The organism is Paenibacillus sp. S28 (genome assembly GCF_016624415.1).
Taxonomy (GTDB): domain Bacteria; phylum Bacillota; class Bacilli; order Paenibacillales; family Paenibacillaceae; genus Paenibacillus_AQ; species Paenibacillus_AQ favisporus.
This window is the reverse complement of sequence record NZ_JACVTM010000001.1, coordinates 806,402-828,357: the sequence shown is the minus strand read 5'-3', so window position 1 is coordinate 828,357 and position 21,956 is coordinate 806,402. Positions and strand designations below refer to the sequence as shown.

The 21,956-nt window shown below is 49.7% G+C and carries 20 protein-coding genes; 4 read left to right on the top strand and 16 right to left on the bottom strand.

From position 1 onward, the window contains the following. Positions 1 to 15 precede the first annotated feature (15 nt). The 13 genes from IAE55_RS03605 to IAE55_RS03545 form a co-directional block, all read right to left on the bottom strand. Complete coding sequence (locus tag IAE55_RS03605; protein ID WP_145165188.1) at positions 16 to 819, bottom strand: sugar phosphate isomerase/epimerase family protein; 804 nt, start codon at positions 817 to 819, stop codon at positions 16 to 18. A gap of 57 nt (positions 820 to 876) precedes the next feature. Continuing rightward, positions 877 to 1,983, bottom strand: a complete 1,107-nt coding sequence (locus tag IAE55_RS03600) for a Gfo/Idh/MocA family protein (RefSeq protein WP_145019455.1) — start codon at positions 1,981 to 1,983, stop codon at positions 877 to 879. Between the two features lie 168 nt (positions 1,984 to 2,151). Then, on the bottom strand, positions 2,152 to 3,033 hold the full coding sequence (locus tag IAE55_RS03595; protein ID WP_145022949.1) for a carbohydrate ABC transporter permease: 882 nt from the start codon (positions 3,031 to 3,033) through the stop codon (positions 2,152 to 2,154). Between the two features lie 23 nt (positions 3,034 to 3,056). Further along, positions 3,057 to 3,923: a carbohydrate ABC transporter permease gene (locus IAE55_RS03590; RefSeq protein ID WP_145019458.1), complete on the bottom strand. Its 867-nt coding sequence runs from the start codon at positions 3,921 to 3,923 to the stop codon at positions 3,057 to 3,059. Positions 3,924 to 3,944: 21 nt separating this feature from the next. Then, entirely contained in the window at positions 3,945 to 5,276 is a 1,332-nt protein-coding gene (locus IAE55_RS03585; protein WP_145019461.1) for an ABC transporter substrate-binding protein, read from the bottom strand. A gap of 167 nt (positions 5,277 to 5,443) precedes the next feature. Continuing rightward, positions 5,444 to 6,958, bottom strand: a complete 1,515-nt coding sequence (locus IAE55_RS03580; protein ID WP_186382138.1) for a response regulator transcription factor — start codon at positions 6,956 to 6,958, stop codon at positions 5,444 to 5,446. Further along, on the bottom strand, positions 6,933 to 8,762 hold the full coding sequence (locus IAE55_RS03575) for a sensor histidine kinase (RefSeq protein ID WP_200630958.1): 1,830 nt from the start codon (positions 8,760 to 8,762) through the stop codon (positions 6,933 to 6,935). The genes IAE55_RS03580 and IAE55_RS03575 overlap by 26 nt, the downstream gene beginning before the upstream one ends. A gap of 304 nt (positions 8,763 to 9,066) precedes the next feature. Next, on the bottom strand, positions 9,067 to 10,479 hold the full coding sequence (locus IAE55_RS03570) for a DHA2 family efflux MFS transporter permease subunit (RefSeq protein ID WP_200630957.1): 1,413 nt from the start codon (positions 10,477 to 10,479) through the stop codon (positions 9,067 to 9,069). A 137-nt stretch (positions 10,480 to 10,616) separates the two neighbouring features. Further along, positions 10,617 to 11,084: a MarR family transcriptional regulator gene (locus IAE55_RS03565; protein WP_145945825.1), complete on the bottom strand. Its 468-nt coding sequence runs from the start codon at positions 11,082 to 11,084 to the stop codon at positions 10,617 to 10,619. Positions 11,085 to 11,178: 94 nt separating this feature from the next. Further along, a complete protein-coding gene (locus IAE55_RS03560) occupies positions 11,179 to 11,610 on the bottom strand; it encodes an SRPBCC family protein (protein WP_145165178.1) in 432 nt (143 codons plus the stop codon). Positions 11,611 to 11,669: 59 nt separating this feature from the next. Next, the gene (locus tag IAE55_RS03555) at positions 11,670 to 12,584 is read right to left on the bottom strand and encodes a tetratricopeptide repeat protein (RefSeq protein ID WP_200630956.1); all 915 of its coding nucleotides are present in this window, start codon (positions 12,582 to 12,584) and stop codon (positions 11,670 to 11,672) included. A gap of 209 nt (positions 12,585 to 12,793) precedes the next feature. Then, positions 12,794 to 13,531, bottom strand: coding sequence for an SDR family oxidoreductase (locus tag IAE55_RS03550; RefSeq protein WP_105442939.1), 738 nt, complete (start codon positions 13,529 to 13,531; stop codon positions 12,794 to 12,796). Positions 13,532 to 13,649: 118 nt separating this feature from the next. Next, the gene (locus tag IAE55_RS03545) at positions 13,650 to 14,369 is read right to left on the bottom strand and encodes a MerR family DNA-binding transcriptional regulator (protein WP_105442940.1); all 720 of its coding nucleotides are present in this window, start codon (positions 14,367 to 14,369) and stop codon (positions 13,650 to 13,652) included. 202 nt (positions 14,370 to 14,571) lie between these two features. Here IAE55_RS03545 and IAE55_RS03540 point away from each other — a divergent pair, with 202 nt between their 5' ends. Further along, the gene (locus tag IAE55_RS03540) at positions 14,572 to 15,648 is read left to right on the top strand and encodes a GntR family transcriptional regulator (RefSeq protein ID WP_200630955.1); all 1,077 of its coding nucleotides are present in this window, start codon (positions 14,572 to 14,574) and stop codon (positions 15,646 to 15,648) included. A gap of 200 nt (positions 15,649 to 15,848) precedes the next feature. Here IAE55_RS03540 and IAE55_RS03535 read toward each other — a convergent pair whose 3' ends face one another. Beyond that, the gene (locus IAE55_RS03535; protein WP_200630954.1) at positions 15,849 to 16,415 is read right to left on the bottom strand and encodes a dihydrofolate reductase family protein; all 567 of its coding nucleotides are present in this window, start codon (positions 16,413 to 16,415) and stop codon (positions 15,849 to 15,851) included. A gap of 139 nt (positions 16,416 to 16,554) precedes the next feature. Then, positions 16,555 to 17,493 carry a ketopantoate reductase family protein gene (locus IAE55_RS03530; RefSeq protein ID WP_200630953.1) on the bottom strand — a complete coding sequence of 313 codons (939 nt, stop codon included), beginning with the start codon at positions 17,491 to 17,493 and terminating at the stop codon, positions 16,555 to 16,557. A gap of 161 nt (positions 17,494 to 17,654) precedes the next feature. Here IAE55_RS03530 and IAE55_RS03525 point away from each other — a divergent pair, with 161 nt between their 5' ends. Beyond that, the gene (locus IAE55_RS03525) at positions 17,655 to 18,209 is read left to right on the top strand and encodes a TetR/AcrR family transcriptional regulator (RefSeq protein ID WP_200630952.1); all 555 of its coding nucleotides are present in this window, start codon (positions 17,655 to 17,657) and stop codon (positions 18,207 to 18,209) included. A gap of 102 nt (positions 18,210 to 18,311) precedes the next feature. Here IAE55_RS03525 and IAE55_RS03520 read toward each other — a convergent pair whose 3' ends face one another. Then, entirely contained in the window at positions 18,312 to 19,169 is an 858-nt protein-coding gene (locus tag IAE55_RS03520; protein ID WP_200630951.1) for a LysR family transcriptional regulator, read from the bottom strand. Between the two features lie 40 nt (positions 19,170 to 19,209). Here IAE55_RS03520 and IAE55_RS03515 point away from each other — a divergent pair, with 40 nt between their 5' ends. Continuing rightward, positions 19,210 to 20,199, top strand: a complete 990-nt coding sequence (locus IAE55_RS03515; RefSeq protein ID WP_267917882.1) for an NAD(P)-dependent oxidoreductase — start codon at positions 19,210 to 19,212, stop codon at positions 20,197 to 20,199. A gap of 392 nt (positions 20,200 to 20,591) precedes the next feature. Continuing rightward, complete coding sequence (locus IAE55_RS03510) at positions 20,592 to 21,875, top strand: MFS transporter (protein ID WP_267917881.1); 1,284 nt, start codon at positions 20,592 to 20,594, stop codon at positions 21,873 to 21,875. Positions 21,876 to 21,956: the final 81 nt, after the last annotated feature.

Here is a 21,956-nt window from a genome sequence, read left to right as displayed (position 1 = left end):
TTACCAAATATGGATTTACCGCGCACCCAAGTTCTTGAGGATCGCGTTCAAGTAGCCGTACGATTCAGCCGCAACGATGGATACCTGCGCCAGCGAATGCTCCGGTGAAGCGCCGATGACCTCTAACACGACCGGGCCGTCATACCCGCCGTCGACCATAGCTTTGCAGTAACCGTACAAATCGATGTCTCCTCTTCCGCACGCCTGCAGCTCGATTGGACCAGGGCCTTGTTCCTTCCCCAGGCAGTCACGGATATGGATGTGTTTTACTCGATTTAACACGGCAGGAAGCGCCTCCTCGGCTTGCTCGCCGGCACGGTGAATATGGCTCGGGTCCATGTCTATGCCGAACGCCGGGGATGGAATAGCCTCCATGGCCCGCAGTGTTGTCGGCGTATTGTGGATCGCGTTGCCTACATGGGCTTTGACACACAGCGTTACGCCAAATGACGCCGCCTTCTCAGACATGTTGGCCAGCTTATCGATTGATGCGGCGAGGTCTTCCTCGACATTCATCTTGCCCCCTGGACCGACGTTCACGATCGGGATCTTCATCTCGGCGGCCGCTTCGAACGCGGTAAGCAGCCGCTGCTCATCGAGCGATGCCACTTCCGTCGAAAGAAGGGACAGGCCGTTCTCTTGTACGATTTCGAGCAGCTCGTTCTTCTGGTCCTTCCAGCGGCTAAGGTCCAGGTGCTCGCACATCCCCTGGATGGCGGCAATCTCGACTCCGTCGTAACCACAGAGCGCGATTTGCTTTGCCGCTTGCGCAAAGCCGAAATGCTTGAATAATACGGAATTGACCCCTAACTTGATCATCTCGGGTTTTCCTCCTTGTTCTTCGGATATTCGAATCATGGATATAATCCAGATTCTTTACTTCAAGTACAGCGGATCACCATGCAGCGGCGGCAGCGGATGCGGCCGAACGACTTCACCGCCGAGTTCGTAGGACTCCTGAACCGCATGAACGTATTCCAATACGGCCAGTGCATCGCGGCCGCTGGCGCGCAGCTGGTCCTGAGACACCTTGTTCTCTACATCCTCCAGGAAGGCGTGCAGCCGGTTGTTGAACGTCCGGTTAAAATCGTTTGTGCCGAAATCGGTAACGACCGGTTCCGGTTGAACGCTGATCGCGGCGATGCCCTTCTCTGCCTTCCAGAACGAAACCTTCTCGACGCAATTTTCGATGCAGAAGGTCCCCTTGGATCCAGCCACCTCCAGGCTCCACCAGCCGCCGAGCCCATACACCGCATCGCCCCGCTGGCTAAGCAGGTACCCGACGCCGCCATTCGCAAACTTGACATGAATGCTGTTGATGGACACCATCACGTCACCGGCGCTGCGGCGGAACCCCGGCCGGTCCGAGAACGTTTGGATGTGGGTGATATCTCCGCAGAAATGCCGCATCACACTGAACGGATGCGTTAGAAACGCCCGCATGTGAAAATAAGGATGTCCGCTTATTTTCGCTGAGCCGGCGGGCGCATAATTCGCTTCGCCGCCGTTGAAGCCCATTTTGGCGAGACAATACACAAGCTCGCCGATTTCTCCGCCGTCCATGTAAGCCTTCGCCTTCTCGGCAGGAGCGGTGAAATAGTGATTCAGGTTGCATCCGAGATACACCTTCTGCTTCTCAGCGAAGGCCACCAGTTCGCGGCCTTCGCGGACATCATTGCACAGCGGCTTTTCGACGAGCACATGCTTGCCGGAACCGATCGCTTCCATCGCCGGTTCGAAATGCCAGCTTCCGTTATCGATCCCTCCGGTCGTAATGTCCACGACCTGCAAATCCGGCTCGTTCTCGATCATGTCCTTCAAGCTGTAATAGGCTTTGACACCGTGCCTTTCCGCAGCGGCATCCGCCCGATCCCGAACGACGTCGCATACCGCAACGACGTCCGCCAATTCGTCATCCTTATAACAATTGGCGTGGTTATTCCCGATTCCATTCATGCCGACGATTCCGATTTTGACCGCCATTTCCTCATCCCTTTCACCCGTTAATCATTCGTTGCTCCACAATTAGAAGATCTGTAACCGTTTTCTAATAACATCATAATCCCCGTGATTTTCTGATTCATGGTCGATCGGGACAGAAACCGTACCGATCCGGTCGATTTGTTATGCACATTTATCCGGGTCATTCTTCTAGCCTTTGACCGCCCCTGCCGTCATCCCCGCCACGATTTTCTTGTTAAAGAAAATAAAGAGAATGAGCGGCGGGATCGAGATCAGCACGATGTCCGCAAACAGCAAGTTCCACGATGTCGTGAACCGGCTCATGAAATTGTACAGCGTCAGCTGGATCGTGGCGTTGTCCGCGCCGGGGAAAAAGTAAAGCGGATTCACAAAGTCGTTAAACACATTGATGGACGTCAAGACGATCACGGTCGAGGTTACCGGCTTCAGAAGCGGAAAAATGATGCTTAAAAACAACCGGCCGCCTCCGCATCCGTCGATCAAGGCGCTCTCATCGACTTCGCGGGGGAGCGTCGCCACAAACGCTTTGTACAGAATCGCCGCAAACGGAAAATGAAGAGCGACTTCGATAAGCGTGATTCCCGCCAGCGTCTTGAACAAGCCGATGGAATCGAGCACCCAGATCGTCGGCACGATAGCCGGCGGGATCATGAGCCCGGCGAGCACAAGAAAATTAATGAAGGAGGACGTCCTCCCTCCTTCTCTGCGCTGCAGCACGAAGCCGGCCATCGCCGCCACAATAACGAGGATGCTGATAGACAGGACGGTGAGCAGCGTGCTGTTGATGAATGCGCGGATCAGCATATAATCCGAAGCAGTCAGGACGGCTTTATAATTGTCCAGGAAATGAAAGCTGGTCGGCCAAGCCATGCTCATATCAGCAGATTCCGCCTGATTCTTAAGCGAATTGATGATGACAAAATAAAAGGGAATCCAAAAGATCAAGGTGCTCAGAAGGAGTGCCAAGATACCAATTGTGATTTTCCTCGCCCGTTTGGATAGCCTGCCTTCAGCGCGCTCGCTCCTGCTTCCGCGGATGCCCTTGATCATGTGATTGCTGCTTATATCTTTGCTCATAAGTTCACCTCGCTCTTCGTCAGGAACTTATAGAGCGGAAACGCCAGCACCGAGACGGCGATGAACAAGATCACGTTACCGGCCGTAGCGAGCCCATAGAAACCGGCCTGGTACTGCTTGTAAATAATCGAGGCAATCAGGTCGGTCGTAAAACCGGGTCCCCCCTTCGTCATCGCCCAAATCAAATCGAAGGAGCGCAGGCCGCCGATGAATGCAAGGATAATGACGGAGTTCATGGCCGGCCGGCTCAGCGGCAGCGTGATGTTCCAAAAAGCGGAATTGCTGTTCCCTCCGTCGATCTTCAAGGCCTCGTAATATTCCTGGGGAATCGCCGATATTCCCGCGATATAGATGACCGTCGCGACGCCGACGCCCTTCCAGACATCGACCATCGCTACGGACAATAATGCAATTTTCGTATTACCCAGCCAATCCGGTCCGGTGATGCCGAGAGAGGCCAGGACGGTGTTGAACATCCCGTGTGAAGGGTGCATCATCGTGGAGAATGCGATCCCCACCGCGATCGTACTTAGCAAGGTCGGAAAGAAAATAACCGAACGCAAGTAGTTTTTGAACAGAACCCTTGACGTAAGGAAGGCACCGAGCAGAAGGCCAAGCACGACTTTTAACCCGCAGGTCACGACGGCGTACACAAGCGTGTTCCGGAAACCGATGCTCAGCGACGTTTCGGAGAAAAACGTGGCATAGTTCTCAAAACCAATATACGTCCATTTCGTTAAGGTCCATCTCGTCATGCTGAAGAAAAACGACAGGATGGTAGGGAGCAAATAAAAGACGAAGTAAATGATGCCGGCTGGCAGTAAAAAGAAATACGAATACGTTCTCATCTTGGTTTTGGTCATGAAGTTCTCCTTTCTCGGCGGTTACCAGCCAGGAAGGTTCAGCTGCTGCGCCTGTTTCTCCACGTCCTTGTCGTAGTCTTCGGCCCCTTTCTTGCCTGTGCTGATGCCGCTGCCGACAGCGACCGTAATGTTTTCGAGGTTCGGCCCTTTGACCGGGGAGACGAATTCAAGCGCTGGAGCAGTGTGCCCCTCGTCGAAATAATGCTGCATGTCTTTTACGGCACCGTATGAATCGTCCGGCAGTGTGGCGCCTTTGATCACGTATGGTCCCGCCGCTTTCACCTTGGAAGCGAATACGGCCTGACCTTCCGGAGAGACAAAATAGTCCACCCATTTCTTTGCCGCGTCGGCGTTTTTAGTGTCTTTGTTGATATACAGGCCGCTCGGCATCCATATGGTCAGCCCGTTTACGTCCGCGCTGTCGCTCGGCTGGGCGAAAAATCCGATGTCGTTGATCTGGTCCGGCGTATTGGCCATGATCGTGTCGAGCCCGCTGGACAGCATCGGGTAATGCACGCCTTCGCCGGTGGCCAGCATTTTCAGTGCCACATCATAGGTCGTTGCCAGAAAATCCTTATTCATATAGCCCTTCTTGTACACTTCTTCGATCTTTTCGAAGCCGCGGAGCGCCGCAGGCGTGGTTGCATACTTGACCTTGTTGGCCGTGTAATCCGTCGCGAAATTCGGAACCTGCGCCTGAACGTTATAAAAGTCGGCTAGCACGAACAACTGTGAAGTCCAAGTATCCTTATAGGAAGCGAGCACGGCGGTTTTGCCGGCTGCTTTGATCTTTTCGTTGTTGGCCATGAACTCATCCCATGTTTTCGGTACGGATAAACCAAGGTCGGCGTAAACCTTTTTGTTGTAGAGGATGCCCCCTGCATTGGTGGATCCCACAGGAGCACCGTATACTTTACCATTGGATGTGACGACCGTCTTGAAGGAATCGAGCACATTCGCCATAAAAGGTTCGCTCGTTACGTCCATAAAATGCTCCTCCGGATTTAGCGCCAGAAAAAGCGATCCCGTGTTATATACGAGCAGATCATCCATATCGCCGGTGGCCAGGCGCGTCTTGACCAGATTGTCGCCTTCCCCGCCATCCGGTTTAATATCGAATTCGATAGCGATATTCAGATTTTTCTCTGCCTCCGCCGCTACGGCTTTCAGCGCCTCCAGGGTTGTACCTGTGTTGCCGACCATCAACGTCAGCGTCGTCTTTTCCGAAGTTGAACCGGCGGTTCCGGTATCGCCTTCGGCGGCATTGCCCCCTCCCCCGCAGCCTGCAAGCAGCGTCATCATCAACACGATACTGGTAACGAATGCAAGCGGTTTGCTCTTCGTCATCTTCATGTTTACACAACCTCCCTAACTGATTCCTTCATTTGATCCTGCGGATTGCTCAAAGGTTGAATGCGTTTTCGATGGGAGAAACGATGCAGCATCAAGGGCCCGGGTTCCCTCGTATGTTAAGATTAGATGGATTACGGATGGGTGAACACCTGTGCTTTTGCCCATTTTTAGGGGGTGAATTTTCTTTTTTGCATTTGAGCGTATGTTTTAGGAGGGGCGCCGACGATTCGTTTGAATACTTGACTGAAATGCTTTGGATCCTCATAGCCGACAAGTCTGCTGACATCCGTGATGCGGGCTCCCTCACTCAGCAGCGTTTTGGCTGCTTCGATCCGGTGCCTGATCAAATAGTCGGAGAAGGTGTACCCCGTCTGGGTTTTAAACAGGCGTGACAAATAACCGAGGCTTACGTGATGTTCCGCGGCAAACTGCTGAAGTGAAAGATCATGCTCATAATTCGAATGGATATGATTTAACAGAATGGGGACAAGTTCCTTGGGTTTCTGATCTAAAGGTGTCTGCCCGCCGAACAGCCCGAATACTTTACGGGTGAGCCAGCCGGACAATTCATCATACGTAGTGAATTCGTGAAGTACATGCATGTCGTCATGGAGCGCGGCGATTCGGGTTTCCCGCTTGGTAGAAGCATGAAGGTTATATTTGAGCGAATAGAAAAGATCACTAATGAACAGCGTAAGCTGCTTCAAAGTCAGTTGATGATGCTTCAATTCATGAACTATACTCTGAATCGTATCTTTCCCCTTTTGGATTTCTCCCTGAACGATAAAATTTTGGAGCAGCCTGGCACGATCCCATATTTCGCCGATTTCAGCCTCTACGCTGCGTGTGTCCGGCGTTAAGTATGTGGACATCCCGAACTTCCTCTGCTCCTCGATCATTTTGTTCAGAGCCGTATAGCTGGAGTGCAGGGACTCCCCTTTCTTCTTGATGACGTAACCCATGTGCACTTGAATTCTGGAATGGATCAATTGTTGATAGAGCATTTGAAGGCAGGACATACAGTATGCAATAAGATGTTCATCCTCTAAGGCTGCAAGCAGGACCTTCCTCTTCGCGCCAACGTCGATGCAGTAGAAGTCTTGTTCCCGCAGCCGCTTGTGAAATACCGATCGTGCGCTGCCTAGCGCCGTATCCTTCCCGCCTTCTTCCGAAGCATAGACATTGGTTTGCAGTAATGCTGCGAAATACAGGCTCCCGGTAACGGATGCCGTATACTCATTCTCCGGGGTCTCTGAAGACAAAAGCATCTGTGTGACGGCTGCATGCATACGTTCGGTTTTTCTTATCGTATCGTTTGTAATTTGAAGAAGCGTTTGGTCGATGGCCGCGTATAAAACCTCCTTGCGCACAGGCTTCAGCAAATAGTCGATGACTCCCATTTTCATTCCCTGCTGGGCATAGGCAAACTGGTCATGTACGCTCAGCACGATCGCTTTGAGGTCTGGGTGGACGCCGATTAACGCTTTGATCAATTCCAGCCCGTCCATCCCCGGCATCGTGATGTCGGTCAATACCAGGTCGGGCTTGTTCTCATAGGCTGCGGCCAACGCTTCATCCCCACTGCCGAATGCAAAAATGCGGTGCTGCGCTTCATAGATCCGGAACAGTTCGACGAGCTCCGCAAGCGCCCAATGCTCATCCTCCACCAGAAATATATTCATCCGAAGCCTCCTCCTTATTCCAGTTGTTGTGATCCATAAACGGTAACGTGATCCGGACGGTCGTCCCTCCGCCCTGGCCGCTCTCCAGCTCCATCCCGTATTCAGCCCCATAGTACAACCGAATCCGTTCACGGATATTGCTGAGTCCGATTCCATACGGCTGGTCTTGAATGCGGCGGCTCGAATGTGCAGCATGCTGGAGTGCGCTCCGCAGCTCTTCCAGCTGCTCCTTGTCCATGCCTTTACCGTTATCGGACACCTCGATGACGAACGAGCTGCCGTTTTGCATCGCCCGAAGGTCAATCCTTCCGCCGGACTTCATGTTACCAAGTCCATGGATGATGGCGTTTTCGATCAGAGGCTGTATCGTTAATTTCAATACCGATGCATGGAGCAGTTGTTCGGGGACGGACACGTGAAGCTCGAACCTGCTGCCGAACCGGTGATGCTGGATGTTCATGTAATTTTCGATATGGTTCAGTTCCTCCTGAAGGGGGACCGGGTGCTGCAAATTTTTCATGCTGTACTGGAACAGCTCTGCGAGCGATTCCGACATTTCGGCAACCTCCTCGATGCCCCGGACACGGCTGATTGACTTCATGATGTTCAGGGTGTTGTACAAAAAATGAGGATTGATCTGCGCCTGCAGCGCCGATAACTGGGCATTTTTCTCCGCCAATTTGGATTCGTATACTTCGCTGATCAAGCGGGAAATGCTGTCCAGCATGTTGTTGTAAATCCGGCTCAGCCTGCTGATTTCATGATTTCCTGTAACGGCCATGTATTGACTGAAATCGCCCTGCTCGACCCGCGTCATTTTCTTCATCAAGTTACGCAGCGGAATCGTGATCTGGTGAGACAAAAGATAAGACACGCAGGCGATCAGGACTGTGGCGAGCAGCCCGGCAAGAGCGAGAATATATTGCGACTTTTTCTGCTTGGACAATAAAAAGTCTTTCGGCGTAAGAATGACCGTATTCCATTTGGTATAATCCGAATGCTCGACCGTGTACAGGTATCGCTGCCCCATCCACGTCAATTCCCCCGAGTGAGGCGATTTCTGAAATGCGGACTTGCCCAGTCCCGAATGGGTGTTTCCGGTCAGTTCGTCCTTGTCGTCGTAAACGATGTCTCCATGGTCCGTAACGATGAGAACCCTCATACTCCGTTCAAATTCGTTGGCATCGGACATGACGAGCATGTCGTTAATCACGTTCACATTGATGTTGATCTTCATATACGCGAGGGTGTCCCGATAAGGGATGCGGTTGATGTTCCGCACGAATGAAATGACCTTCTCCTTGCGGTCTCCTCCGGTATTCTCCTCACCCACGGGAAGTAAAATGAACTTGTTTGTCATGATTTCGGCTGTCCGGGGATACCAGAATTCATCTTCCAGATGAAAACTGACTTTAGGTCCGCTGGCTTTCGATACAAAATAAGCATTATGGTCCAAAGTAAACAGGTAAATGCTCTGCAATTGGGATCTCGACTGTAAATGCGTGAACAGCCGATTGTTGATCGTGAGTTCGATTTCGTTCTGCTCCACAGGATCGTCGGAATGGTAATGATCGATCAGGCTGTTCTGGATGATGGAATCCCCGATGATCGACACGGATAATTTTTCAATGTCCTGAACATACAGCTCGAACGTCCTGCTGAACTGCCTCGTAATCGTATCCGATAGTGCGAACGTTTGGCTTTTGATATCGCTTACATTTTTGTAGTCAAACATCAGGCAGGTCAACGTCACGATAAACAGGGATACCGCCGAGAATGCGATAAACATTTTTGTTTTCAGCAAATAGTCGTTCCACCGTTTGATAGGGCTCTCCTCCCTTTATCCATGCCATGTTCTTGTGGAAATCCTTGTGTAAATCCTCCGGTTTCCGATCGTTCTGGTCAGATCACCACCTTCCTCCAAATACTTCCGGTTGTCTTTCTTTGGATGCATATACGCCGGATGATTGTCCTGTATTCGCTAACCGCCGTCTGGAACCCTTGTCACGCAAAAAAACGAATGCCAGGTGGCATCCGTCCCTTATGGAAGCTGTGTGAATGGCAGAAAAATGAACTGCATCCGCCTTTGATTGTTAAAGCGATGATCGTTATGATGCGCTTTTTTTATGGGTAAGGAATAGGCCCGGGATGCAGATTACCGCAAGGACAACGGCCGATACTAAGAATCCTGTATGATAACCCTTTAATCCGTTCGCTATCGTCGGCTGCATTCCTTGGAGGGCTGCTGCGACGACGGTTGCGATAACCGCTGAGCCAAAGCTTGAACCCAGGTTTTCAATCATATTGATCCCGACACCTGCTTGCGGAAGTTGTTTGCTGTCCAATCCTGTATAAGCATCACTCGTAAGCGGAAGCATAATTCCTCCAAAACTGGTACCCCGGATGAACAAGACGATGGAAATCCAGATCATGCTTGTATGATCGGTGATAAAGATCAGCGGAATGGAACCAATAAGCGAAATGACAAGGCTGACCAGAACTACGTATTTCGCGCCGATCTGATCAATCATTTTTCCGATCAGCGGCCGGGTAATGAGCATCCCGACGCCTTGGGGAATTAACGCAAGCGCTGCCTCAATGGCGTTAAAATGCCGGAAGTTTTGGAAGAACAACGGCAGGATGATCATCGGACCCATGACGGCAATATTCGCCAAAAACAAACCGATACTCGCAGCCGTGAAGCTCTTGTGTGCAAACAGATTCAACGGAAGCACGGTTTGATTTTTTCGGTACCGATTATATACGAAGTAAATGACGGCTAAGGCAAGACCCATGCCCACCCACAAGATGGTTTCCCGATTGTTAAAGGATGCATGGTCCGCTGCTTTCGTAATGCCGTATATTAGGGCCGCACTCATGAAGGACAAATCAATAATTCCAAAAACATCGAGTTTACTGTCTTTGTCAAACGGTTCAAAGTCAGGAATCTTTTTCATCATCAGGGGCGCAGCAATCAGAACGATAAACACGTTGATAAAGAATATCCAATGCCAAGACGCGCCTTGAACGATAAAGCCTCCGATAACTGGCCCTAGGATTGGTCCAAGAATCATAGGCGTGCTGACGATGGCCATCACTTTCCCCACATTTTCAGGACCAGCTGTTTTAACCAATAGGGTTGACATGAGCGTCGTTATAATCCCCGCGCTGAATCCTTGAAGCAGACGAAAAAAGATGAAGCTGGAAATATCCCAGCTTACGCCTACTAACACAGAAACGACACCAAAAGCGATGACTGCTCCGATAAAGACTTTCTTCCCGTTACATGTATTCATAAGCCAGCCGGATACTGGAACTGCGATTGCAAGGGCTAAAACATACCCAGTAACGGACCACTGAACGATATCTAATGTCGTGTTGAAATCTTTAGTTAGCTGGTCGATGGCGATGTTCACCATCGTCGAGTCCAGCATGGGGGCAATGGCTCCGAGGGCAATCGCCCAGGCGGCAATAAGCATTTCTTTGGGTAATCCTGGTTCCTTGGCTTTGATTTTTGCCATGTTCATCACCTCACAGAAGGTTGTTGTTTGTTTCCTTGTCAACAATAACGCAACATTGTTTCCTTGTCAACAAAATATTCATAACAAAAAAGCAGCCATGCACAATAGAGCCCGACTGCCTGCGAATTTGTTCCAACTTAATGAATACTAATACCCTGTTTCATAATTTCTGCATCCAAATGCCTGCTGTACGCTTGGATGAAGCGAAGCATAGCGTCAAATTGCTCCTCGGTTACCTGCTCAAACACGGCTTGATCCCGCTCTTGAAACTCTTGGTGCAGTTCCTCATGGATGTTATAAATGACCTTCCCTTGCTCCGTAAGCCTAAAATAGATTTCTTTCTTGTTATCCGGCTTCTGGTAGCTTTCGATCAGACCTTTTTCCATAAGCTTCTTCGTTAGTTTACTTAGGGCACCTCTCGTCATATAAAGGGATTCCGCAAGTTTGGTTACGTTGGGATCGTCATTTTTTCCGATGGCTTCGATGCAATGGACTTCAGAAGGCTTATACCCCTTAAGACTGTCCTCCATCTTGGATTTATTAAGCCAAACCATCTTGTTAAATAAGTCCCTGAAATCCATCATGACCTGTTCTTGTTTATTCATGGACTGCCCTCCCGCCCGTTGGTGCATGACCCTATTATATGGAGGTTTTGTTTCTATTTCAACAATATCGGCGGCTATGCAAGCATTTAGCTAACTATTTGATCAGGGAGGCTCTCAATTGAACGCCATATTCCAAATACCCTTTTAAACAAGTCAACATATAGACCCATCCTTCTTTATTATCCACTAATTGACGTATCCAGTCCTGCTCGTTTTCGTTAAACCCTTCTTCCGTCACCTCGACGATACTTTCGGAAATCCCCGATTCAGCAATCGTAATGGTAACTTCATGCCCTTCTCCATCGGCGCCCCATTGAAACACGATTTTTTGGTTTTCTTTGATTTCCATGATCTTGATATCGCCCCGAGCATCGTATTCGTCGTATCTTAATGTAATCGTTTTGCCTTGTTCCCATCTTTCAGAGCTTGAAGTGAACCAGAAATTCCCTATTTTAGCTGGATCAACGAAAGCTTCAAACACTTCACTGACCGGTTTGCCGATCTTCATTTTGGTAACGTTGTTCATGCGACCCATTTCCTTTCATTTTGGAGTTTGTCCACATCATTATAGCCTGATTTCTCATTTCATTCATGATACTCGGGATGTTGATGGCGCTCGCATCCGAACAAGTAACAGCTGGACCGCAAGGAAGTATCGTATTTCATGGGAGGAATATAGCCTCCCGTAATACGCTGGAGCAGCCCCTCATACGCCTTCTGTTCCTCAGCCAGTTTCTGAATATACTCGGCCTTTTCATCCTCCGTCCAATCGTCGTCAAACGCCTCTTTGTTCGCGTCGCGGATTTCCTCAGCTTTTTGCTGAATGACTTCATCAAGGATTTCATGTGCGCGCCCTGCTTCATTGATTTTCAGTAAAGCGTACACAAAGCGGCCGACCCAGTCCGGTGTCTTCCAGTATAACTTCCAGCCTTTTTCAAACCATTCAATGGCCTGCTCAAAGCAGTCCAATTCAACATACAATTCCGCCATTTCGACCTGGCCGACAAATTCTTCGTCTTCTTCGGAATTGGCGTCCAGTTTCGCTTTAGCTTCCTCTGTTCTTCCCAGTTCAATCAAGCACTTAATGTGGCTGTACATCGCATAATCAGAGGGCTGAGCACTACGCTGAAAATAGTCGGCAGCGCTCTGAATATCTCCCAAATGATACCTCGCGATCGCCAGGTTATTGTATGCTTCCTCCGTAGGCTGAATCGCTAAGGATCGGACCAGCATATCCGATGCTTCCTGCCATTTTTCCATGACAAGATAAACCTCACCCAACAAATTATATGGAAAATAAGATGCCGGTTTTAAAGCAATGGCCTCATGGAGCAATGCCAAGGCTGCCCCGTGATCTTCCTCTTCATGCACATAGATCCACGCAAGATTGGTCAAGGACTGAACGTCCCGTGATTCTTCTACAGCTCGTTTGAAAAGTGCTAACGCTTCATCGTATTTGTTTTGTTCAAGGCACGTGATGGCCCTTTGATTCGTATTCAAACAGTGATTTCTCCTTTGGGCTTAGGTAATAGACAGCATGCAGCATATCAGCCGCTTCACAAAAATGTTATGCTCTATATTCCTTTGTGACAAGATAAAAAATGATTAAAGATAGAATGAACTAAATATAACCAACAAGAAAAAAAGCTCCCGCAGCCGGAAGCTTTAATCGCCAAGTCCATCCGCTTGCGCGGATGACTCATCATTGTTCAGTTGAAACCACCGTTAACCCGAATGGTCTGACCCGTTATCCACCGTGCTTTGTCACTGACCAGCAGCTCGACCGCATTCGCAATGTCCTCCACTTCTCCAAGTCGACCGAAGGCGTTCATACGGCGGTAGGAATCGATCAGTTCCTCGGATTTTCCGTTCAAGAACAGATCCGTTGCTACTTGTCCCGGGGCAATGGTGTTAATCGTGATTCCTTTAGGGCCGAATTCTTTGGCCAATTGACGGGTTATCTGCTCTACGGCACCCTTGGTTGCCGCGTAAATACTGTAACCTGGGAGCATGGCTCCTGCAATCGAAGTTGAAAAATTGATGATCGTCCCGCCTTGCGCCATATGCAAGTTCGCTTGCTGGCAGGCGAAGAATGTTCCTTTCACGTTGATATCGAAATGCTGGTCGTACATGTCTTCCGTCACTTCAGCGATCGGTACTACCCCCATGATCCCGGCATTGTTGACCAGAATGTCCAGGCGCCCAAACCGCTCCAGCGTCTCCGTAAACAGCGCTTCGACTTCATTCAAACGGCCTACATTGGCGCGGATGGCAGCCGCTTCACCGCCGGCCTGCTCAATCGCCTGTACCACCTCAACCGCTTTTGCCTCATTGGAGGAGTAATTCACGACGACCTTCGCGCCGGCATCTGCCAATTGTAACGCAATTTGTCTCCCGATCCCTCTCGATGCTCCAGTAACGATGGCAACTTTTCCATTCAAACTCATATGCGTTTCTCTCCTTTAGAATGTATTGGCCGTGCCGTTTCTCCCGTGCCCGACCTTATGTACTCATTATAGGAAAAGGTGGTTGGGCATCGTTAGAACATACCTATTCAATTCTTGCCTATTTCTCTTCGAAGAAGAAGGAATGGAGCTCAATGTATCTCATCATTTCGGATATGCCGTTCATTTGGAGTTTCAATTGCTCATTCAGCTTTTGCAGAGCCACCTTGAAAGAGCGTTCAATCGCAGCGAGATCAGAAGTCTCTAAAGCGGCAAGCAGCTGCTTCATATTTTCAATAAAATAGACGGTTTTCCTTAGACTGCTCAGTACGATGATCTTCTTTAATTCCCCGGACGTAAACACCCGATACCCGTTTTCCGGGTTCCTTTTGGAGCGAATAAGCCCCTCCTTTTCCCAATGCCGGATAGCGGAGGAGTTCACACCGGCGATCGCGGCCACTTCTCCGATTTTCATTTCTTCCGTTACATGTATATTTCTGTACTTGGAAAAATCGGTTTTCTGGATCAGGCCCATGATTTCTTCCACGCGTTGTTTCTCTACTTGAATATGGTATTGATGGAGATTGATTTTCCAGAGCGCCTGTTCAACATGCCCTTTTTTAAGCAAACTCATGACATCGTAACTGACCGGTATTTCAAATCCTTTGATTAAGGCACGTAAAGCAATGAAAGCTTGTACATGCAGCGGTGTGTAATATCTCCGATTACTGGCCGTGCGAGGTACATCCGGCACCAAATCAAGTTCTTCATATCTCCGCAAGGTAGTGGTGCTGACATGAAGTCTCGTGGCCATCTGCTTCGGTGTATAGTTTTTGTCCATGGACGGTCCTTTCCTTAAAGTAAATCCTTAAACTTATGTAACCATATTATAAGAATTACGGGCCGGACCTACAAGGAATGTTGGGATATCAGCATGCATGCGGTATCTGTAGCAACTTGTTTCAAGCCTTGCAGTGCAGAACCATATATTTTACCCCGATGTACGATATAATTAGGGATATGTCTATAAGAGGTGAACCTACATGAGCAAGAATGACTCAACATTGCCCAAGTACCAGCTAGTGAAGGATTATGTGCTTTTGCAAATAGAAAATAAAGAGCTTGGCACCCATGACCGAATCCCGAGCGAATCCGAGTTTTCCAAACTGCTTGACGTCAGCTCGATCACGGTGCGAAAGGCGCTGGCGGAGCTGGTCAATGAAGGGGTCATTTACCGCATTCGGGGAAAAGGGAGCTTTGTCGCCGATCCCGCTGTTTCTGTACATAAAACATCCAGTTACGTCACATTTATGATTTCCGGCAACGAAATGTATGACGCTTCGTATATGCAGATCATTAAAGGGATTCAGTCGTTCGTAAACCAGCAGGACTGCAGGCTCATCATTGAATTTGTGGAAAACGACGTGGAACAGGAACGTGAGGTCATGCAAAAGCTGATCCAATCCGAGAACCGGGGACTGCTTATTTATTCCGCGCATCCGGAGTTGGCTAAGGGATATCTGAACGAGATTCGCCGACAGTCGATTCCCTTTGTCATGCTTGATCGTATTCCTGCAGGTTATCCTGTCAACTGCATTACGTGCAACAACCACGACGGCGCCTACGAAGCCGTGGAGTATTTGATTGCCCAAGGTCATCGAAAAATCGGATTTGCGGCTTATGATTTTCATTTGAGCACCGAGGTCGACCGGTTTAGCGGGTACCTGAATGCCATGACACATGCCTCCCTTGCCCCGGCTGACGAACTGTTATACCTGGAGCGGGATTTGGACTATACGAAGCTATGCAGACAAATTCAGCAGGGCGAGCTGACTGCACTCTTCTGCGTGAACGACCGGCGGGCGCTTGAAATGATCGGGCAGCTAACCCAACGGGGAATCAAAATTCCCGAGCAAGTATCCATCATGGGCTTCGACGACATCGAAAGCGCCAAATACGCCAAAGTATCGCTGAGCACCGTGAAGCAGAATTTTGAGGAACTCGGCTACGAGGGGGCAAAGCTTCTGTTCGAGAACAGCAGCAGTGAAACGCCCAACAGTTACAAAAAGATCTTGCTGTCCACTCAGCTTGTCATACGCGAATCGGTCAAAAAGCTGTAGCCTTGCCGCAGCCGACTCCTAAAAAAACAACAACCCGAATGCGCTAAAAGCAAGGGTTGTTGTTTTTTTGTTCATATAGGATGTACCTCATCAATTTAATCCGCTTGATCGATGTGCCTGCTGCGTTTGTGAAAATCAGCTGAAAAACCCACGATTGGAACTCGGCCTGAAAAGGAAACTGCGGATTTTCTGCCTATTCATTAAATATGTTCCGTTTTGTACTGTAATCCAACGACACCGTTGGAATAGGTTTTGGTTTGCATCAATTGGAGCGACTGCCGCTGTCCGGCCAGTGCGAATAAATGCTCGCCTTGGGATGCGACGACCGGATGAACCAGCAGCCATAATTTGTCGTAAAAACCGTGCTCGATAAAGGTTTGCCACGTCTTCACGCCGCTTTCCACTGAAATCCGCTGTACGGCTTTCTTACGGGCTTGGAGTTCTTCAGCAAGGGAGTGCTCGTCTTTCACCAGCAGTAATTCCGAGTTTCTCCAGGTTAGTTCCACATCGGAGTGCGATACCACCAGTTTAGGAATGTCGTTCATCTTTTTGGCAATGGCCTGCTCCAATGCATCGGATGAGTTCTCCGCCTGCTGCCAGTATTCGGCTAATGAGGCGTACGAGTTTCTGCCGACGATAATCGTGTCGATCATCTGGTAATAGTCCAGATAATCTTTGAGAATTTCCTCGCTCAGCGTCATCCACAGATGCTCGTCCGACACAATGCCATCCAGCGAGACCTGCATGGTAAGAATGATTTCACCCATATCAATAACAACCTCCCATAAAAGCGTTGTAATTAAATGCATTATATCAGTGATCCCGGGAGCACGTTACTCACCGATTGCTCATTCTCCCATTTGGTAAATTTACGGGGGTGCGGATTTGGGTTAACAGAATCGTTGCCTAGCGGCTCTCGGCTTTATTACTGCCAAAAAACTGTTTTTCGAGATCGTCAAACCGGGGAGTAGGCACGCCCGCATTACGCTTCCAATCGGCGAACGCTTCGAAGAAGGCGGCGATTTCCTCGAAAGATCCGTCCACCAATCGGGCTACCGGCACGCTGTGGTAAATTTTCAGCGCCAGGCTGGCCGTCCGTTTATGGTTGCGAAAAAATGCCGCTTGACCGGAAGGCGTAATCGTATATCCCAAGGCTTCAAGCACACTGAAGCCTTCATCGATCGCCGCAATGATCTGGGTACGTGTTTCTTTATCTTTGGCTATTTCTTGCAGCCTTCCGCCTTTGGCAAACAAGGCAGCATTCATCGCCAAAATTGGAACGATGTGGCTCTTTAGCCAAGCGTCCATATCCTCGTGAAACACCAGCTTGTATTTGGTGCTTTCGAATGCTTTTTCCAGCAATGACCGAAAAGAAACCGACCCGTCAATCCCGCCCAGTACCATTTGCCCGCCTGCGCGGATGCAGACGATGCGTCCGTTTTCCCTCCGGCCTGCGCTAAGCTGAAAACCAAAGGCGACCTGTTTATCGGTCCGGCTCATTTGCTGCAATTCATGCTGCGTCTTGCTGGAATCCGCATTATTTCCTACCAGAACGATATGACGGCTCTGATTCGCAGCCAGTATAGGCAGCACGGATGGAAAATCCGGATAGGTCATGACGACAAAGATGAGATCGAAGCTTTCCTCAGCGTCCAATGTACGAATAACCCGGATCCGGTCGACCGTCGTTTTGCGCTGAAAATAGTGGCGGATAACGAGGCCGCTCTGCTCCAGCTCCTCCGCCCGCTTGCCTCTGGCCAGTACAGTCACAGCATGGCCTCCGCGCACCAGTACGTGCGCCAAGTAGCTGCCTAAGACGCCTGCCCCATATACCAATATGTTCATGAATACTCCTCCGCTTCAGCATTTTAACAAATATTGATTTATCAACAAATGTTGATTAGACTTAGCATATCAATGCGATAAAAATGCATCAATCGGTAATGTTCTTGCTTTTGTCGATAAATCAACAAACACATATCGAGTGTTCAAAAAAAGGAGAAACGATGGATAGACGGATTGCAAAAACGCGGGAAGCGATACTCAAAGCCTTCGTCGAATTGTTGGAGGAGAAAAAAATCGAGCATATTACGATCAACGAAATTGCAGATCGGGCCAATGTGAACCGGGGGACCATTTATTTGCACTATGCCGACAAATACGACTTGCTGGATCAGTGTATCGACAGCTACTTAAAGCAATTGTACGAGACCTGCATGCCTGGAAAAGACACAACCTTGTTTGCGTCCGATGGCCCGCTGCTTGAAACGTTTGAATATTTGGAACGGCATGCGCACATCTACGAAACGTTGTTGACAAGAAAAGGAACCCACGCGTTCAGAGGTCAAATGATGGCTTTCATCACTAGGGGTGTCGAGGAGCAGGTTCAATCTTATGGCCTTCCGCATGGAGCGAATCGGGAGATCACGGTACAATTCGTGGCAGCTGCTATCACGGGTCTGGTGGAATGGTGGATCGTAAATTCGATGCCGTATCCGCCAGAAGAGATGGTTAAGCAATTGGTGATGCTGCTGGAACAGCATCTGCGGACGGTATCCTGATGCAAACCAGACACGCATACAAGCAGCAAAAAAGCCGCTTGATTGGCGGCTCTTCGTGTGTACCTCCTATAAGGACGCTGTCTGATTTTTTCCACTCCATCATTACACAGCCATGGAATCAACTATTAATTTGGAGAATGCAACGAATGCTTTGCTGGAATAACGATCTTTGCGGCGGATAAGGCAGGTCTGCGTATATCTGTACTGTTCCGGAATCGGAAATGCCCCAAACGCTGAGTAGTCCCCTGCTAATACGGAAGCCGGCAGCAGCGTGGCAGCAAGTCCGGAGCGTACGCATCCGATCAGCGTCTCCAGCGAGCTGAATTCGATGATGTTATCGAAAGAAACTCCCTCGCTTCGCAGCCAGGCCTCCAATGCCCGCCTGAATGGACAGCCTGCCGGCGACACGGCCCATCTCGTCAGTGACAAATTCGGGAACCCGCGCATATGTGGCGGGGTTACCAAAGTTAATTCTTCGCGCTGGATATGTTCTGAAACAAGGTACGGAGAGTCAAATTCGCCGATCACGAACGCTCCATCCAATTGATGGTCCAGCACTTTAGTCAGAAGATCCGATGACGTCCCGGACCAAATGGACAGCGAAACATCGGGATACCGACGTTGAAATTCAGCCAGGGTATCCATGAAATCCAGACAAGTTACACTGTCAACCACACCGATCGCAAGCGGTCCGCTAGGAAATTCCGTTTCTTTAACGACTTGCACCGCTTCTTCCGACAAATTCAGAATATTCTTCGCGTATTCACTGAAGGTCACTCCTTTATCGGTCAACGTTACACCTTTAGGATGTCTGTAAAATAAGGGAAGACCTAGCTCTTCTTCCAACTTGCGAATCCTTGCCGTCACATTCGATTGTACGTAGCCCAATCGTTCGGCAGCCCGGGAAATGTTCCGTTCTTCTGCGATGGCCAGAAACACCTTCAGATCCGATAGCTCCATTTACGACCAACCCTCATTTCGGTATCAATAATAATGATGCTTGCATGATTTTCAATCATTATACGCCAAGTCGATCCTGCCTTACAATGATATTGCCGAGGGACGTTACTACACACGAAACTACGGCAGAACACACGGGGAGGAATCAACAAACATGAGTGATATAACGGTTATTGGGGCGGGTCCTATGGGTTCAGCGTTAGCCCGGACCTTGCTGCGCAGCGGCAAGAAGGTGACGGTCTGGAACCGGACAAGCGAGAAGGCAAGGGCTATCGTTCAGGAAGGAGCGGTTTTTGAACCCGATGCCGCACTTGCTGTGAATGCCAGCCCAATCATTATCGTATGCGTGGCAACCTATGAGATATCGCGGAGCATTTTGGGATCAGAGAATGTGGCTGCTAGAATGGACGGTAAGTTATTGGTGGAGCTCAGCACGGGGACTCCTCAAGACGCACGGAACAGCGAGGCGTGGGCTCATGAGCAGGGTGCCGATTATCTGGACGGTGCCATTATGGCGACACCTCCTCAGATAGGAATGCCTGATACACCTATATTCCTGTCAGGCTCGGAAAGCGCATATCGGCGGAGTGAGCCGGTTCTTAGAGTATTAGCCGGAAACCTGATATATCTGGGCGAATCGGTTGGATCAGCCTCTGCATGGGATTTGGCCGCCCTTTCCACGATGTTCGGCTCGATGTTCGGCTTCTTTCACGGCGCGCGCATTCTTGAATCCGAAGGCCACCGGGTCGATACGTTCGGTTCTATGATAGCCGACATCTCCCCTGTTTTCGGGCAAATGATCAAGCATGAAGGAGAAGTGATTCAGTCGGAGACTTATGATCAGCCGCAAAGCTCGGTCAAAACCTGCATGTCAACAGCAGAGTTATGGGTGAAGCAGGCGCGCGAAGCACGGATCAATCCGGATTTCCCCAATTTCGCCAAGGGATTATACGAAAAGGCGATACAAGCCGGATACGAAAACGAAGAGCTTGCTGCGGTCATTAAAGTTCTTCGGACGGGCAATGAATGAGGCATTCAGATACCCTCGAGTTCAAATGAAATTTTATTTTTAATCAACACATAAGTCATATTGTCTTCAGAAATTCAGCGTGATAGAATATGTACACTTACAATCGGTAAACAAAAGGGGAATCGACAGGATATGCTCCTCACTGGTCGTTCTGAAGTGCAAGCGTAATCGCATACGAGAGCAGGAAATCGCCATCTTTGACGTTCTGTCAATCAGCAGAGCTTTGATTCGCTGCGCCTTTTTCCTGCTTCCCACTTCAGAACATCAGAACAACAAGCAGCACTTCGGCCCAAGGCAGGCGCTCTTTCGCGCTCCTCAGTATCGAAGCTACAAGCTTCCGTGGATCTGTAGTTCCATGGGAGCTTTTTTGCTGCCGTAAAAGGAGAATAGCCATGTACCCTTCTAAAGCTCTACCTTACGTTTTTTTCGGTTTGCAGGGTTTTTCCATGTTGGGAAGCCGCATGACCTCCATTGCGATCGGGCTAAAATTATTCCATGAAACGGGTCAATCGACTCCCTTGCTGCTGCTGGCACTTTTCAATGAGCTTCCCCTCTTGTTCTTGGGCGGCTGGATCGGCATCGCCGCTGACCGTTGGAAGCGCAAAACGGCCATTATTGCCGGAGATACAGGCCAGGCGGTCTGTACTCTGCTGCTCGTGATCTGCCTCATGAACATCCATTCTACGCTGTGGCCGGTCTATGGCATTGCTGCCGTGCAAGGATTGTTTGTGGCGCTGCAGAGCACGGCAACCTCTGCCATGATCCCGCTTATGGTGAGGGATGAAGAGCTGGATCGCATGAATGCCATGAAAGAACTGCTCTTTCCGCTTGCAGGGGTGATCGCCCCTTCGTTAACTGGTTTACTCTACGAACCGTATGGAATTAGCATCATCTTGACGGCGGACCTGCTCACCTTCCTGGTAGGAACCGGCGTGGTCGCTTTTCTCCCGCTGCCTGAAATAAAGCACGAAGAGAGACCGCTCGAGGAAGTTCGCATATGGAACGATGCCTTCCAAGGTTTCCGATTTTTGTGGAAAAACAAACCGCTTCTCTATCTGCTTCTGTATTTTGGATGGTGGAATTTTATTCTCAACGGGCCGCTTGAGCTGGCTATCCCTTTTTTCCTGCAGCGTACGGGGAGCAGCGACGCCTTGACCTTGCTGTTGGGAGCAATGAATGCCGGTGCTTTGGCCGGTGCAGCTGCTGCTGTATGGTGGGGACATTTTCGGTATAAAATCAGGTTCATCTTCACCGGCTCAATCCTCACCTCCTTGATGTTTGTTCTGCTCGGAACGAGCACTCATGTCATCATGCTGGGAGCCGCCGTATTTCTGCTTATGCTTCCACTCGCGATGACAGGGGCTTTGTTTTACTCCATTTTGCAGCGTAAAACGCCCCTTTCCCTTCAAGGACGAGTATTTGCCGCATATGGCCAGTTATGTGCCGTCACGGCGCCAATGTCCTTCCTTATTACGGGGCCGCTGGCCGATCAATGGCTCGAAAGGCTCCTCACTAGGGCGAAGCTGTCCCCTTGGCTTACCTGGATCATCGGTTCAGAAAATGGGACCTCGATTGGGCTCATCTTCGTCGTAAGCGGTATTCTGCTGCTACTCGGGGCGATGTGGACGCTATCTTCCCGCCAGGTTCGCCGTTTGGATTCAGACATCGACCTCTAGGATAGAAAATTTAACGCCGCCGGTATATTACCGGCGGCGTTAAGGTTTTAATCGGATTCGATTAATCAAATTATAATTCCC